Consider the following 14,847-nt stretch of genomic DNA (forward strand, 5'->3'; position numbering starts at 1 on the left):
GAAATTTCGAAGTATCAAAGCAAAAGAATTATCTCAAGCTAACGAGTTGGCTCTTTCTATGATATAATGAAATCAATCATTACTTGTGGAAAAGGAGTAACTATGCTAAAAATTGGTATTATCGGTACTGGTGCAATCAGTCACCACTTTATAGAAGTTGCTCATACTAGCGGGAAATTTCAACTGGGTGCAGTCTATTCTAGAAAAATTGAAACAGCAGAAAAGTTTGTTGAACAGTATCAAGGCGTTAAGCTATTTGATCAGTTAAATGATTTCTTTAATGATTCATTCGATGTGGTATACATTGCTAGTCCGAATTCCCTGCATTTTAGCCAAGCAAAGATGGCTTTATCTTCTGGAAAACATGTTATCCTTGAAAAACCAGCTGTCACTCAACCACAAGAATGGCAGGATTTAGTTCAAACAGCTAAAGATAATAAATGTTTTATCTTTGAAGCAGCAAGAAACTACCACGAAGATGCTTTTACCACAATCAAAGACTTTCTTGCGAACAAACAAATTCTGGGTGCAGACTTTAACTACGCTAAATATTCTTCTAAGATGCCTAACCTACTTGCTGGCGATACTCCTAATGTTTTCTCAGACCTTTTTGCAGGTGGTGCACTTATGGATCTGGGTATTTATCCTATTTATGCAGCTGTTCGCTTATTTGGAAAACCGACTCATGCGACCTATCAAGCTCAGAAACTAGATAATAGTATCGATTTGAACGGTGACGGCATGCTCTACTATCCTAACTATCAAGTACACATTAAAGCAGGAAAGAATATCACTTCTAATCTTCCTTGTGAGATTTATACTACTGATGGAACCTTGACACTTAATACAATCGAGCATGTCCAATCAGCTACTTTTACAGACCATCAAGGAAATGAAGTTCAACTTCCTATCCAGCAGGCTCCTCACACCATGACTGAGGAAGTTGCTGCTTTCGCAAACATGATTAAACAAGCAGAACCGACTCTCTACCAATCTTGGATTGATGATGCGACACACGTCCACAACCTACTTTACACCATGCGCCAGAATGCTGGCATTAGATTTGAGGCAGAAAAATGAAAACCAAATTACCTACCGAATGGCAAGAATTGATTGATCAACTGGGATTCCAAGAATTTACTCCCATTCAAATTCAACTTTTTGAACCTATAACAGAAGGTGAAAACCTACTTGGAGTCAGTCCAACTGGTACAGGGAAGACTTTAGCCTATCTCCTACCTAGTCTTCTCAAACTGCAAAAGAAAAAAGCCCAACAATTATTGATTTTAGCACCTAATACTGAGCTTGCTGGACAAATTTTTGAAGTCACTAAAACCTGGGGTGAGGCTATCGGATTGACAGCTCAGCTATTTCTATCCGGTTCGAGCCAGAAACGCCAAATTGAAAGACTAAAAAAAGGACCAGAAATTCTGATTGGAACACCTGGTCGTATCTTTGAACTGGTCAAATTGAAAAAAATCAAGATGATGAATGTGGAAACAATCATTCTTGATGAATTCGACCAACTCCTTGATGATTCTCAAATTCATTTTGTTGAAAAAATTACCAACTATGCACCTCGTGACCATCAACTTATTTACATGAGTGCCACTACCAAATTTGACCAAGATAAGATTGCACCTAACACGCGCATCATTGATCTATCAGACCAAAAGTTAGACAATATTCAACATTTCTACATGCAAGTAGACCAACGTCACAGAGTAGATATGCTTCGTAAACTGGCACAGGTTGAAGATTTCCGTGGTCTTGTCTTCTTTAATAGCTTGTCTGACCTTGGAAGCGCCGAGGAAAAATTACAATATCGTGATGTTTTAGCAGTTTCGCTAGCTAGCGATGTCAACATTAAATTTAGAAAAGTTATTCTAGAAAAATTCAAAGATAATCAACTGACACTACTTCTTGCCACAGACCTTCTCGCTCGTGGTATCGACATTGATAGCCTGGAATGCGTGATTAACTTTGACGTCCCTAGAGACAAGGAAACTTACACTCACCGTGCGGGTCGTACAGGACGCATGGGTAAAGAAGGCTATGTCATCACTCTTGTGACACATCCAGAAGAGCTAAAAAAACTGAAGAAATTTGCAAGTGTACGTGAAATTGTCTTAAAAAATCAGGAACTGTATATCAAATGAGAGTGGGGCAGAAATCGGTAATTCGTTAGAATTCGATTTCGTCGTCCCACCTCCGCACAGTTGAGTAGGGCTGTAAAAGCTGATGAAATCAGCGTAGTAGAGCCCACTCAACCACTGCGTCTTGCTCGACAATCCAAAGCCAATTGAGAGGCTAGGACTTTTGTCCCAGCCTCTTTTTCTTATCCCCAAGTAATTTCTAAACGATAGTCGGCAAATGGAACTCCTTCTTTGTTTTGTAGTTGGTAGGCTAGTTCAATCTTCCCTTCACTAACTTCATAGTGGCTTGTTTGGATGACAAACTCCTGCATACCCATAGGTGTTGGAATATAGGCTAAACTATCAGAATCCTTGAGAAAACGCATGATGGTCTTGGGATTTGAGAAACGTGACATGACCAGTTCCTCCCCATTAAATTTCAAAACTACTTTTTCTTGGTCTTCATTGAAAAAAAGGAGATAGGAAAAATCGCCCTTTTCCCGTAATTCAACATCATAAAGTTGGTCGATTACTTCCAATTGTTCATCGAACTTGATGGTATTTCTCATTCTTATCTTCACAACTATTCCTCTTTCTTCTCACTTATCCCTACTATTTTACCAAAAAGGCAAGGAATTTGCTATAATGGTCTTATGAATGAAAAAGTATTTCGTGACCCAGTTCACAACTATATCCACGTTAATAATCAGGTTATTTATGACCTGATTAATACCAAAGAATTTCAACGGCTCCGTCGCATCAAACAGCTTGGGACATCTAGCTATACTTTCCACGGTGGAGAGCATAGTCGCTTTTCTCACTGCCTAGGAGTCTATGAAATTGCTAGGCAAATTACGGAGATTTTTGAGGAGAAATATCCTGAGGAATGGGATTCTAACGAGTCACTACTAACCATGACTGCTGCTCTTCTACATGATCTCGGACACGGTGCCTACTCTCATACTTTTGAAAATCTCTTTGACACCGACCACGAGGCAATTACCCAGGAAATTATCCAAAGCCCTGATACAGAGATTCATCAGGTTCTTTTGCAGGTTGCACCGGACTTTCCAAAAAAAGTAGCCAGCGTTATCGATCACACTTATCCCAACAAACAAGTGGTTCAGCTCATTTCGAGTCAGATTGATGCAGACCGTATGGACTATCTCCTACGCGACTCCTACTTCACCGGTGCTTTTTATGGCCAGTTTGATCTGACACGTATTCTTCGTGTCATTCGTCCTGTTGAAAATGGCATCGCCTTTCAGCGTAATGGGATGCATGCCATCGAGGATTATGTCCTCAGTCGTTACCAGATGTACATGCAGGTTTATTTCCACCCAGCCACACGTGCCATGGAAGTCCTTCTGCAAAATCTTCTCAAACGTGCTAAGGAGCTCTATCCTGAAAATAAGGACTTCTTTGCCCTTACATCCCCACATCTACTACCATTTTTTGAGAAGAAGGTAACCTTATCTGACTATCTTGCACTTGACGACGGGGTAATGAATACCTATTTCCAACTCTGGATGACTAGTACAGATAAAATTCTAGCCGACCTTTCCCAACGTTTTATCAATCGTAAGGTCTTTAAATCTATTACTTTTTCTCAGGAAGACCAAGACCAGCTTGAAATCATGCGAAATTTCGTAGAAGAAATTGGTTTTGACCCCAACTACTACACAGCTATTCATAAGAATTTTGACCTTCCTTACGATATTTATCGACCAGAGTCTGAAAATCCTAGAACACAGATTGAGATTGTTCAAAAAAATGGTGAACTGGCAGAACTTTCTAGCTTATCTCCTATAGTTCAGTCTCTTGCAGGGAGCCGTCACGGTGACAACCGCTTCTACTTCCCTAAAGAAATGCTTAAGCAAAACAGTATTTTCACAAATATCATTCAACAATTTTCTCATTTGATTGAGAATGATCATTTTAATCCAGACAAGAATTAACAGAGGAAATTTATGAGTATAAAACTAATCGCCGTCGATATTGATGGTACCCTGGTTAATAGCAAAAAAGAAATTACTCCAGAAGTTTTTGCAGCTATTCAAGATGCCAAAGCAGCTGGAGTCAAGGTTGTCATTGCAACAGGACGCCCCATCGCTGGTGTTGCCAAACTCCTTGATGACTTGCAGTTGAGAGATGAAGGTGACTATGTTGTGACCTTCAACGGTGCCCTAGTTCAAGAAACCGCTAATGGCCATGAGATTATCAGCGAATCCTTGACTTACGAGGACTATCTGGATATGGAATTTCTCAGCCGTAAACTTGGAGTCCATATGCATGCTATTACCAAAGACGGCATCTACACTGCCAATCGCAATATCGGAAAATACACCGTACACGAATCAACCCTCGTCAGCATGCCAATTTTTTATCGTACACCTGAAGAGATGGCTGATAAAGAAATCGTCAAATGTATGTTTATCGACGAACCAGAGATTCTCGATGCTGCTATTGAAAAGATTCCAGCAGAATTTTACGAGCGATACTCTATCAACAAATCTGCTCCATTTTACCTAGAACTCCTTAAAAAGGATGTAGACAAGGGATCTGCTATCACTCACTTAGCTGAGAAACTTGGACTAAGTAAGGATGAAACTATGGCGATTGGGGATGAAGAAAATGACCGTGCCATGCTAGCAGTCGTTGGTAATCCCGTTGTTATGGAAAACGGAAACCCAGAACTCAAAAAAATCGCCAAATACATCACCAAAACAAATGACAAATCTGGTGTAGCCCATGCTATCCGTACTTGGGTCTTGTAAACTGAATAGAATATAATAAAAGCACCCCAGAAGTTAGATATAAAAAACTAATTCCTGGGGTGTTTTTATTACAGATTACTCTTCAGAGTTTTTTTTATTTTTGGGATTTTTTTATTATCCAGTTTAGGAATGCCCTTGTTCTCAATCTTGGGAAGGTTCTTTAGTTCATCGACAGTAGGCACCTTCTGGTATACCTTAGCAGGCCTATAGAGTAAAGCAAACGATAAGAACAAGGCAATAATGCTCCCAACAGTTGCTATGTTTCGTTTACTCGCTTCTGTCGAAGGGACCCTAACTCCGCTTGTACTAAGGTCCTTCCATTCAGGAAGCTCTGCTTCAATCGCTTTTTTCTCTTCCCAAAGTGGAACGAGTAAAAAATGGTTAAATGGCACAACTGTAGCCATGGCTGTCGCGCCTAGCGGGATAAATCTATTGAGATTTATGATAAGCAAAATACTTAGGATAGAAAATAATACGAATAGAACTAATACTAAGACTAAGCGAATTTTATATTCTTTTTTTAGTTGCAAATATTCTTCTTGGGTCATTTAAAAAATTTCATCTTTCTCTTATATTTTGAACAGTTGAACGCAACTTTTAGTATAAATCTTTGATAAACTCCACAACTTGACGATTCTCAATCTTTACATAATATCCACCGCTATTATTGACAAGTTTATCCCCTTCATATTTATCAATCTTTACAGCATAAAGACCGCTTGGTAAGGGTTGATTGTTAAAGAATTCCTTCATTCGCGATTCAAGGTCTTTAAGATAAGCATCATATAACTGATCCTTCTTGTCTTCTGGAATGTAGTATCGAAATTGAAATTCTGGTATAAAAATATCTTTTTGGAAAAGCTTTTGAGCATCCATGGGATACATCCCTTGTAATGCTTGTCCATTTCTTTGATTTTCCTCTAATATTTTATCATAAAGATACATGTTGCCAGATTTACTATTAAATTGAAAATCAATCCCTTCGTACTTCAAAGCAGTCATTTTAGGATCTGTTATTGAAGTGTCCAATGTTTTTAAAAACTCACTGGTACCTGGACTAATCTCAATTCCTAGATAGGCTAATTCTGGAAAAACCTGATAAATTTTTTTGTTTTGTTCATAATCTACTTCTGCATCCGTCTTTTTATACTTTTTGTTTTCCGAAGGACGAGTATAGTATTCAAATCGAGAATTAGCCTGATAGGTTTTACCATCTATATTTTCAGTGTAAGTACCATGGATTACAAATCCTCCTACACTTGTATAGTTTTTTTCGTATTTTTCTAACTCAAACTGACCTGTAAGACCGTAGTTCTCATAAGAACGATGTACAGCTTGCTCAAGTTCATTCCGACTTGCATGGGCAAATAGACCCCACATATCCATCATTGCAAGAATAGGACTAAGGATTATGAATATTGCAAATAGTATAACCATGGATAAGCAGCCAATTAATAAGCCTTTTTTCATCTCTTTCTCCTAAACATTCTATGTCCATTATACCACACCATGGATATCTTATGAATGGTTCAAAATTTGGTCAAAGAAAAAACACTGGTTATCCAGTGTTTTTGTGGCTAGTTTCGCTCCCCTGCAGGAATATAAATATCAGTCCTAAAGTCCTATTCTAAGGGCTTTTCTATCTCACTTGGTCAATTTTTGGTCAAAAATTTCGCTAACTTTTTATCCAACTCACTCCGGCAATTCCACCTTCAAGCTCATATCCGAAAGTACAGCGAATCACTTCCTTTAGTCAAACATATAACTGAACAACATTGTTTATCTTCCTGCACTTTCATATTTTTTCAATCCTTTTCTAAAAATTGTACGACTGATAATAATCAAAAAAACTGTAAAAACTATTTGATAGAAAAATAGGTTCAATGTATCTTTCCCTAAAAATATTAATACTGCAGGATTGGCAATTAATAAATTGGGAACAAATAACATAGTGATCAATCTGTTAATACCTGTAAAAATATTATATGGATACTTAGAAATTCCAATATAATTCAAAAATACATCTACTTTTGAAAATTTAGTTGGGAACCAAAATGAACTAATCGTTATTAGAAACCAAATTGAATAATATATAATACAACCACACATTAAAGAAAGGATATAAAATAATATTTTTAATGAATTTAAATGTACATTTAAATTTCCATAACTTATAAAAATGATCGCAAGACCAAAAAAAGTATTCACGAATTGAACTAAATTAAATGATCTAAAAATATAGAACAACTGAGTATCAAACGGCCTCAATAAAATTTGATCCAAGTTACCACTCAAAATATCTGATTCTAAAATTCCCATACTTCTAATTAACAATCCCATCATAACTCCATCTACAATAGTGTAGGAACCTACCAAAAATAAAATTTGATAATAGTCCCAACCATTAAAAGAGTCTATGTTTAAGAAAATCAATCTAAAAAATACAATAGGTAAACCAATCCACAGTATCGACGAAAATAGACCACAAAAGAAGTCAAAATGAAAATTCATATCAGATTTAAAACCAAAATGAAGTAGCCTAAAAATTACTTTTATTCTAAACATTTTATCCTCCCACATTTGAGAAGTGCTCCACTCCTTTTCTCAATATGAATCTTGATATAATATAAAAAATGATGCACCAAATCAATTGAATACAAATAATTCTCAAATAGTCTATTAATTTATATGTATCATTACTAAACATCTGAAGCGGTTCATATACTAAGTATTTAAAAGGTAATACATCTAAAAACAGACGAAAATTATTTGAAAAAAAACTTAAAGGCAATAATATTCCTGATAAAAACTGAATTACTATTTCTTTAACAGTAAGGACAAAAAATATATTTTCTAACCAAAAAGAAAGCATACCTACACAACATGATATTAAAAACCATAGAACCATAGATAGAATAATTGCAATACTTCCTAAAATAAGAATTTCAATGGTTAATAACTCATTCTTGTAATAAACACTGGAGAATAAAATGACAGGAATGATGATAAATAATAAATGAGCAAGCCTATCTCCAAGCATTTTACAAAAATAATACTTATAAAAAGTAACAGGTTTTATTAATGTGCTAAAAAAATTTCCTGAATGAACATCGTCATTGATTTCCCAATCAACTGGATAAAAAACAAAATATGAAAAAATTATAGTCCCCAAATAGTATTGAACCATTGAGGTAAAATCATATCCTGCTATATTTATCTGGTTACTCTGATATATATACGTCCATAAAAATACTGATATCATAATTTGTATACTTGCCTGTAACATTAACAATAGTACACTTGATTTATAGTTCAAAATAGATCGAAATGATATCAGAATAATAGACATTTCTTTTTTCAATTGTGCTCCTTTTTTGTAAAATAGTTTTGTAAAATAATTTCTTCTAAAGAAAGATTTGATATTTCAAAATCTTCTATATCTACAAGCTTATTGATTGATTCTAATGTCTCAAAGACAAAATCTCTAGGTATTTTTAGTATACATTCCGATTTTGTTTGAGAAATGACTACTACTCCTTTAACAGAGCATAACTCTGGTACCAAATCTAATGTCATTTTTATCTTTAAATATTTAAAATCAGAAAATTTAGATAAAATAACATCCATTGACTCCTGCAAAATAATTTTTCCTTTGTCAATGACGATTAATTCGTCACAAACAGACGAAATATCATCCATATCATGACTCGTTAAAATAATAGTAGTATGACATTCTTCATTCATTTTCTTTAAAAATGTTCTGATATCTTTTTTAGACTGTATATCTAACCCTATAGTAGGCTCGTCTAAAAATAATATTTCCGGACTTGTTAAAGATGCCGCGATAAACTCCATTTTCATTTTTTGTCCAAGAGAGAGGGTCCGGACCTGCTGGTAAAGCTGATCTTTTACATTCAACAAATTGCTTAATTCCTGAATTCGTTCTTGTAAAATCGCCGGTTCTACCTCATATAAAGTACCAATCAATTGAAAATAATCCATAGCCGAAACATCTTGAAATAACTGTAATTTATTTCCTACTACTATTGAAATTTTTTTTCTAAAATTTATACTTCTTTTAAATGGAATTTCTCCATTCACTTCTAATTTTCCGGAACTAGGATAAAGAGTCCCAGTCAACATTTTAATCGTTGTGGATTTACCAGCTCCATTACTCCCAATAAAGCCAACTATACTCCCTCTCTTAATCGTAAAACTAATATCTTGAACAGCTCGAATCGTTATTTGATTACGTTTCAAAAATCTCTTGATAAATGGGAGTCTTGAATCAAAATTATAAAAATTTTTAGATAAATTCTGAGCATTAATAACTATTTCACTCATATATCTCTCCTTTCGATAAAATATATTTACTTGTACTTTTTCCATACTTTACCAAAATGCTAAAGATTGAGCTAAAATCTTCGGGATGGGTAAAATAATAGATGTTAAATATATGTCTTCGTGTACTTCTGTTATTAAATCAATAATCCTCTGACTACTCTTAGAAGATATCAAAAATTCCGACCACAACGTTTCTTATTGATTTTATAACGGTTATAGTAATCATACATTTAAAGATTCAAATTCCATAATCCATTCCTTGCTATTCATAAATTACCTCCATTTTTTATAGTCAGTCTAATATCTACAATTTTCTATATAATATTATTGTATCATTATTTTATATATTCGTATATAAATAAGACAATATTCCTCATAACTAATTTACATTAAACAGAGATAAATCAGTCAAAAATTAATTATTTAACTAACATAGCGAGCATAAATAACTTATACCTATAAAGACTTACTCCTATGATCTACTTAACCTCATAATCATCAAAATCAAAACAAATATTTAGTCAAATTTTGGTCAACGTTTGGTCAAAAAAACAAAATATACTATACTATTTTAAAAAACTAAATTGTGATGATTGCCTATAAATAAAGACTTTGAATATTCTTTATGTTTCTTTACGCTTCTTAAAATGCCCCCTGCAGGAATCGAACCTGCAACTACTCCTTAGGAGGGAGTTGTTATATCCATTGAACTAAGAGAGCTAGAGAAAAACCCTGCCGTATAAGCAGAGTTTTTTATCATCGAATTAACGACGGATTTCTTTGATACGAGCTGCCTTACCTTGAAGAGCACGCAAGTAGTACAATTTCGCACGACGTACTTTACCGTAACGAACAACTTCGATCTTTTCAACACGTGGAGTGTGGATTGGGAAGATACGTTCAACACCTACACCGTTAGAGATTTTACGAACTGTGTAGTTTTCTGAGATGCCAGCACCTTTACGTGCAATAACAACACCTTCAAAAATCTGGATACGTTCACGGTTTCCTTCGACAACTTTCGCGTGTACACGAACAGTGTCACCAGGACGGAATGAAGGGATATCTGTACGAAGTTGACCTTCAGTCAAGCTTTGGATTAATGGATTCATTTTATTCTCCTATCTTTGTCAATCTTGAGGAAACTTCCTCAGCGGATAAACTGTATTTTTGTGCGTCCATTACACACAAGATACAGTTTATCAAATTTCCTAGAAAAAGTAAAGAAATTTAAAGCAAAATTCCCAAAAAAATCGCAAGCAAACCACCCAAGTAAGTCACAAGTAAATAACTATAAAATGCCTTCTTGTCATTGAGCAGTCTTTGGAGTTCATCATTCAAGGTTGAAAATGTCGTCAGACCACCACAAAAACCAGTTGCAAGAATAAGATAGACTTCTTTTGTTTCCACATGATTATAAAATAAGCCAATCAGAAAACAGCCAAGAATATTAGCTATGAGAGTTCCTAGAGGCAGTACTGAACCCTGATTATAACTGGAAAAGAAATAACGAACAAGAGCACCCAGTCCACAAGCAAGCGCTAGATAAAATACTACCATTTCTTCCTCCCTAGACAATAAGCAAAAAGAAGTCCACCGCCGATGCTCAAAAGCAAATAGGTCACCAAACTAAGGTAGCGCCCTGTGTCCAGCAATTTCACTGCATCTAATAGGAGACTAGAAAATGTCGTTAAGCCGCCACAGAATCCTGTTCCAAGCGCTAGAATAGTGCCTTTACTACTTCCCTTATAAACCAGATAACCTTTTACAAGGTAGACAAGGAAAAAAATTCCTAAATAGTTGACTACTAGTGTTCCCCATGGGAAGTCTGGACTAGATGGCAACCATCTCGAAATCTGAAAACGCACAATTCCTCCCAGCATACCAGCTAGAAAGATTCCTAGAGGGTAAAATTTTTCTTTTTTCATTTGATCGTTTTATCCTGATAATCACGTGAACGTTTGAGAATATCTGAAAAAGACGCAACAATTGTATCTTCGTATTTTTTATTGCCTACACGACTTTTGACTTTCTCAAAGATAACTTCTTCTCTTTTAGTATCTAGAATAGGTTTTCCTGAAGCTTTTTTATAGGCAACTACTCCTTCAACTAAATGCATCCTCTCTTCTAAAAGTTGAACGATCTTGTCATCGATTTTATCGATTTCTTGTCGAATATTATCTAAATCCATAGAGTCTCCTTTTTAATTGAACTATTGTACCAAAAAAAGCACTAAATAGGCTAGTAAATTCCTAATCCTATTTAATAAAAACTGCACTGACAATTTTCATCAGTGCACTTCATGCTTATCCTACTTTAGCAGCTAATTCTTCAGCGAATTGCTCCAAGCGTTCAATATCTTCTTCCTCGGCAGAAAGGTCAACTTTAACGCACTCTGAACCCTTTTCAGCTCCAGTAGCGATAAATACTCGGTCGAAGTCATCAACAGCTTTACAGAATTCATCGTAGAAAGTATCACCTGATCCGACTACACCATAGATTTTACCGCTCAAGTTGAGGTCTGCTAGATCTTCGTAGAAGTCCATCATCTCATCTGGTAATTCACCATCTCCGTAGGTATAGGTTGCGACAATGGCGATGTCTGCTTCTAAAAAGTCAGAAGCGTCAACGGTTGTACACTCATCAACATCCACTTCTAAACCACATTCTCTTAATTTATCTGCTACAATATCAGCGATTTCTTCAGTATTACCGGTCATACTGGCAAATACAATTTTTGCTAATGCCATAAGGTCCTCCTCAATTAATCTTTCTCCATTATATCACATCTTTTTCATTTTAAAAATAAAAACTCTTGTGCTAAAATGAAATGAGAAAGAATTGAGGTTCATTATGGAAATTTGTCAGCAAATTTTAGAAAAAATCAAAGCATACAATACTATTATCATCCACCGTCATATGAAACCAGATCCTGACGCTCTGGGGAGTCAGGTAGGTTTAAAAGCCTTGCTTGAGCAACATTTTCCAGAAAAAACGATAAAAGTAGTTGGTTTTAATGAACCAACCTTAACTTGGCTTGCTAAAATGGATCAGGTAGAGGACACAGACTATCAAGGTGCACTTACCATTATCTGTGATACAGCAAACACAGCACGTATTGATGATAAACGTTATCTTAATGCTGAGACTATTATCAAAATTGACCACCATCCAAATGACGAAGTCTACGGCGATCTTGTTTGGGTAGACACGAACTCTAGTAGTGCGAGTGAGATGATTGCTCTCTTTGCTGAAGCAACTAACTTAGAATTATCCGACTACGCTGCTAAAATGCTCTGCGCTGGAATTATTGGTGATACCGGTCGTTTTCTCTACCCTTCTACTTCTGCACGCACGCTTCGTATCGCAAGTCAACTCAGAGAACATAACTTTGACTACGCTGAATTAACTCGTAAAATGGATACTATGAGCTTTAAGATTGCTAAACTCCAGGGTTATGTTTATGACCACTTAGAAGTTGATGAAAATGGTGCTGCACGTGTTATTCTCACCCAAGAAATCTTGAAGAAATACGACGTTACTGATGCGGAAACAGCAGCCATCGTTGGAGCTCCAGGCCGTATTGATACTGTTAGCCTTTGGGGAATCTTTGTGGAGCAAGCAGATGGTCACTACCGCGTACGTCTTCGCAGTAAATTTGTCCCTATAAACGGTGTCGCAAAAGAATATGATGGCGGTGGCCATCCTCTTGCCAGCGGAGCTAATTCCTATAGTTTAGAAGAGAACGAGCTCATCTACCAAAAATTAAAAAACTTGCTGAAAAATAGATAAAAAGCTTGCCAAACTTTTCAGAATCTGATAGACTAGTATGGTAACAATCTATGGCTCGCAAAGAGACCATGGCAGAAAGGAAATATTGCAAAATGAAAAAAGATATCCATCCAGAATATCGCCCAGTTGTCTTTATGGACACAACTACTGGTTACAAATTCCTTAGCGGTTCAACAAAACGCTCTAGCGAAACAGTTGAGTTCGAAGGCGAAACTTACCCATTGATCCGTGTGGAAATTTCATCAGACTCACACCCATTCTACACTGGACGTCAAAAGTTCACTCAAGCAGATGGACGCGTGGATCGTTTCAACAAAAAATACGGTCTCAAATAATCAACCGCATCACTTGTATACGGTCAAACGAAAACAACTTCGATTCGGAGTTGTTTTTTTGTTTCTTTTATTTTTTCAAGCTTTAATTTTTTTATAGCTTATAATAGTCCCAATTCTTATTTCTACTTCTACTTTCGTTACAATTCCTCTATAAAGCAAAAAAACCTACTAACCAAGCTTGACGCTTGATTAATAGGTTTTTTATAAAATCATTATTTAACGGCTTCTTTAAGAGCTTTACCAGCTTTGAATGCTGGAACTTTAGAAGCTTTGATTTTGATTTCTTTACCAGTTTGTGGGTTGCGACCTTTACGAGCTGCACGTTTACGAACTTCGAAGTTACCAAAACCGATCAATTGAACTTTTTCACCAGCTGAAAGGAATTCAGTTACAGCTGCGAATACAGCGTCAACTGCTGCTGCTGAATCTTTCTTAGTCAATTCTGTAGCTTCTGCTACTTTAGCGATCAAATCTTGTTTGTTTGCCATGTTAATGAATCCTCCAAAATTATTTCTAATTAACACTTATAATCATAACCTAAAATTCCTTTTAGGTCAAGTCAAAAACACCTTTTATCTCAATTTTTCTTCATTTTTTTAGGAATTATAGCGAATTAAGATCGCCCAGGCGTTTTCTCCGGTGTGAGTTTGGATAATTGAGCCTGTTTCTAGGACTGAAATCGGTTTTTCAACGTAAGGTTGTAGAACAGCTTTCATCTCGTTTGCAAATTCATTTGTACCTGCATAAGAAATACCAATCTCAGCTACTGAACGATTTGAAAGAGTGGCTACTAACTCATCCAACCATTTCTTAAAGGTTTTTGAACCACGTCCTTTGACAATCGGTTGAAGCTCATGGTCTTTCATTTGCATAACTACTCGAATATTAAGTAAAGAGCTCAGCAAACCAGTAACACGGCCAATTCGACCACCTTTTACAAGATTTTCTAAAGTTGAAACACCGATGTAGAGTTCAGTGTGATTTTTTACGTCCTCTACATGGGTTAGAATAGTTTCAAGGTCTTTTCCTTCTTGAGCTAGTTTAGCAGCTTCCACAACTTGGAACTTCAAGGCCTGATCTGTAAATGAACTATCCAAAACAGTGACATCTGCTGTTGACAAACTTGCTCCTTGACGAGCCGCTTCAACAGTTCCTGATAAAGCATGGGACATGTGAATAGCTAGAATCTGACTACCATCCTTACCCAAATCATCAAAAATTTCTGCAAAGAGTCCCACTGGTGGTTGACTAGTCTTAGGAAGATTTTTACTAGCTTGCATCAAGCGAAGAAATTCTCCTTCTTCAAGATCTGCATCTGAATAAAGGACGCTATCAATCATTACAGATAGTGGAACAACAGTAATATCAAATTCTTTAACCACTTCCGGTTCAATAGTAACCGAAGAATCTGTTACAATTTTTACTTTTGTCATTTTGCTAATCTTTCTATTTTTACTATTGTTG

19 protein-coding genes and 1 tRNA gene are annotated in these 14,847 nt (G+C 35.9%); 6 read left to right on the top strand and 14 right to left on the bottom strand.

Going from position 1 to position 14,847, the window contains the following annotated elements:
• Nucleotides 1–102 precede the first annotated feature (102 nt).
• Both ACESNQ_RS01850 and ACESNQ_RS01855 read left to right on the top strand, forming a co-directional pair.
• On the top strand, nt 103–1,080 hold the full coding sequence (locus tag ACESNQ_RS01850) for a Gfo/Idh/MocA family protein (RefSeq protein WP_373074567.1): 978 nt from the start codon (nt 103–105) through the stop codon (nt 1,078–1,080).
• Nucleotides 1,077–2,159: a DEAD/DEAH box helicase gene (locus ACESNQ_RS01855; RefSeq protein WP_373074569.1), complete on the top strand. Its 1,083-nt coding sequence runs from the start codon at nt 1,077–1,079 to the stop codon at nt 2,157–2,159. The genes ACESNQ_RS01850 and ACESNQ_RS01855 overlap by 4 nt, the downstream gene beginning before the upstream one ends.
• Nucleotides 2,160–2,338: 179 nt before the next feature.
• Here the strand turns inward: ACESNQ_RS01855 and ACESNQ_RS01860 are convergent, their stop codons facing one another.
• On the bottom strand, nt 2,339–2,716 hold the full coding sequence (locus ACESNQ_RS01860) for a YwiB family protein (RefSeq protein ID WP_371499570.1): 378 nt from the start codon (nt 2,714–2,716) through the stop codon (nt 2,339–2,341).
• A 72-nt stretch (nt 2,717–2,788) separates the two neighbouring features.
• Between ACESNQ_RS01860 and ACESNQ_RS01865 the strand changes: the two genes are divergently transcribed.
• Together ACESNQ_RS01865 and yidA are read left to right on the top strand one after the other, a co-directional pair.
• Entirely contained in the window at nt 2,789–4,093 is a 1,305-nt protein-coding gene (locus ACESNQ_RS01865; RefSeq protein WP_371499572.1) for an HD domain-containing protein, read from the top strand.
• 12 nt (nt 4,094–4,105) lie between these two features.
• Nucleotides 4,106–4,912 (top strand): sugar-phosphatase, encoded by an 807-nt coding sequence (gene yidA, locus ACESNQ_RS01870; RefSeq protein WP_373074572.1) that lies wholly within the window; start codon nt 4,106–4,108, stop codon nt 4,910–4,912.
• A 68-nt stretch (nt 4,913–4,980) separates the two neighbouring features.
• Here yidA and ACESNQ_RS01875 read toward each other — a convergent pair whose 3' ends face one another.
• The 11 genes from ACESNQ_RS01875 to ACESNQ_RS01925 form a co-directional block, all read right to left on the bottom strand.
• Nucleotides 4,981–5,460 carry a hypothetical protein gene (locus ACESNQ_RS01875; RefSeq protein WP_373074574.1) on the bottom strand — a complete coding sequence of 160 codons (480 nt, stop codon included), beginning with the start codon at nt 5,458–5,460 and terminating at the stop codon, nt 4,981–4,983.
• Nucleotides 5,461–5,509: 49 nt separating this feature from the next.
• Nucleotides 5,510–6,382, bottom strand: a complete 873-nt coding sequence (locus ACESNQ_RS01880) for a hypothetical protein (RefSeq protein ID WP_254724106.1) — start codon at nt 6,380–6,382, stop codon at nt 5,510–5,512.
• Between the two features lie 309 nt (nt 6,383–6,691).
• Entirely contained in the window at nt 6,692–7,477 is a 786-nt protein-coding gene (locus ACESNQ_RS01885; RefSeq protein WP_003013947.1) for an ABC transporter permease, read from the bottom strand.
• 1 nt (nt 7,478) lies between these two features.
• Nucleotides 7,479–8,273, bottom strand: a complete 795-nt coding sequence (locus tag ACESNQ_RS01890) for an ABC transporter permease (RefSeq protein WP_373074577.1) — start codon at nt 8,271–8,273, stop codon at nt 7,479–7,481.
• A complete protein-coding gene (locus tag ACESNQ_RS01895) occupies nt 8,270–9,256 on the bottom strand; it encodes an ABC transporter ATP-binding protein (RefSeq protein WP_003010129.1) in 987 nt (328 codons plus the stop codon). Before ACESNQ_RS01895 ends, ACESNQ_RS01890 begins: the two co-directional genes overlap by 4 nt.
• A gap of 648 nt (nt 9,257–9,904) precedes the next feature.
• Nucleotides 9,905–9,976: transfer RNA gene (locus ACESNQ_RS01900), tRNA-Arg, on the bottom strand.
• A 44-nt stretch (nt 9,977–10,020) separates the two neighbouring features.
• A complete protein-coding gene (gene rplS / locus ACESNQ_RS01905) occupies nt 10,021–10,368 on the bottom strand; it encodes a 50S ribosomal protein L19 (RefSeq protein ID WP_001068669.1) in 348 nt (115 codons plus the stop codon).
• 118 nt (nt 10,369–10,486) lie between these two features.
• The gene (gene crcB, locus ACESNQ_RS01910; protein ID WP_373074586.1) at nt 10,487–10,816 is read right to left on the bottom strand and encodes a fluoride efflux transporter CrcB; all 330 of its coding nucleotides are present in this window, start codon (nt 10,814–10,816) and stop codon (nt 10,487–10,489) included.
• Entirely contained in the window at nt 10,810–11,184 is a 375-nt protein-coding gene (gene crcB / locus ACESNQ_RS01915) for a fluoride efflux transporter CrcB (RefSeq protein ID WP_373074588.1), read from the bottom strand. Before crcB (ACESNQ_RS01915) ends, crcB (ACESNQ_RS01910) begins: the two co-directional genes overlap by 7 nt.
• A complete protein-coding gene (locus ACESNQ_RS01920; protein ID WP_314945304.1) occupies nt 11,181–11,447 on the bottom strand; it encodes a chorismate mutase in 267 nt (88 codons plus the stop codon). Before ACESNQ_RS01920 ends, crcB (ACESNQ_RS01915) begins: the two co-directional genes overlap by 4 nt.
• A gap of 115 nt (nt 11,448–11,562) precedes the next feature.
• On the bottom strand, nt 11,563–12,006 hold the full coding sequence (locus tag ACESNQ_RS01925) for a flavodoxin (protein WP_004253355.1): 444 nt from the start codon (nt 12,004–12,006) through the stop codon (nt 11,563–11,565).
• A 103-nt stretch (nt 12,007–12,109) separates the two neighbouring features.
• Between ACESNQ_RS01925 and ACESNQ_RS01930 the strand changes: the two genes are divergently transcribed.
• Entirely contained in the window at nt 12,110–13,048 is a 939-nt protein-coding gene (locus ACESNQ_RS01930; RefSeq protein WP_373074591.1) for a DHH family phosphoesterase, read from the top strand.
• Between the two features lie 92 nt (nt 13,049–13,140).
• On the top strand, nt 13,141–13,383 hold the full coding sequence (locus ACESNQ_RS01935; protein WP_004253349.1) for a type B 50S ribosomal protein L31: 243 nt from the start codon (nt 13,141–13,143) through the stop codon (nt 13,381–13,383).
• Nucleotides 13,384–13,595: 212 nt separating this feature from the next.
• Here ACESNQ_RS01935 and hbs read toward each other — a convergent pair whose 3' ends face one another.
• Both hbs and fakB read right to left on the bottom strand, forming a co-directional pair.
• Entirely contained in the window at nt 13,596–13,871 is a 276-nt protein-coding gene (gene hbs / locus ACESNQ_RS01940; protein WP_004253345.1) for a non-specific DNA-binding protein Hbs, read from the bottom strand.
• A 108-nt stretch (nt 13,872–13,979) separates the two neighbouring features.
• The gene (gene fakB / locus ACESNQ_RS01945; protein ID WP_049495720.1) at nt 13,980–14,816 is read right to left on the bottom strand and encodes a DegV family protein; all 837 of its coding nucleotides are present in this window, start codon (nt 14,814–14,816) and stop codon (nt 13,980–13,982) included.
• Nucleotides 14,817–14,847: the final 31 nt, after the last annotated feature.

Source organism: Streptococcus infantis, assembly GCF_964243025.1.
In the GTDB taxonomy this organism is placed as follows: Bacteria; Bacillota; Bacilli; order Lactobacillales; family Streptococcaceae; genus Streptococcus; species Streptococcus infantis_N.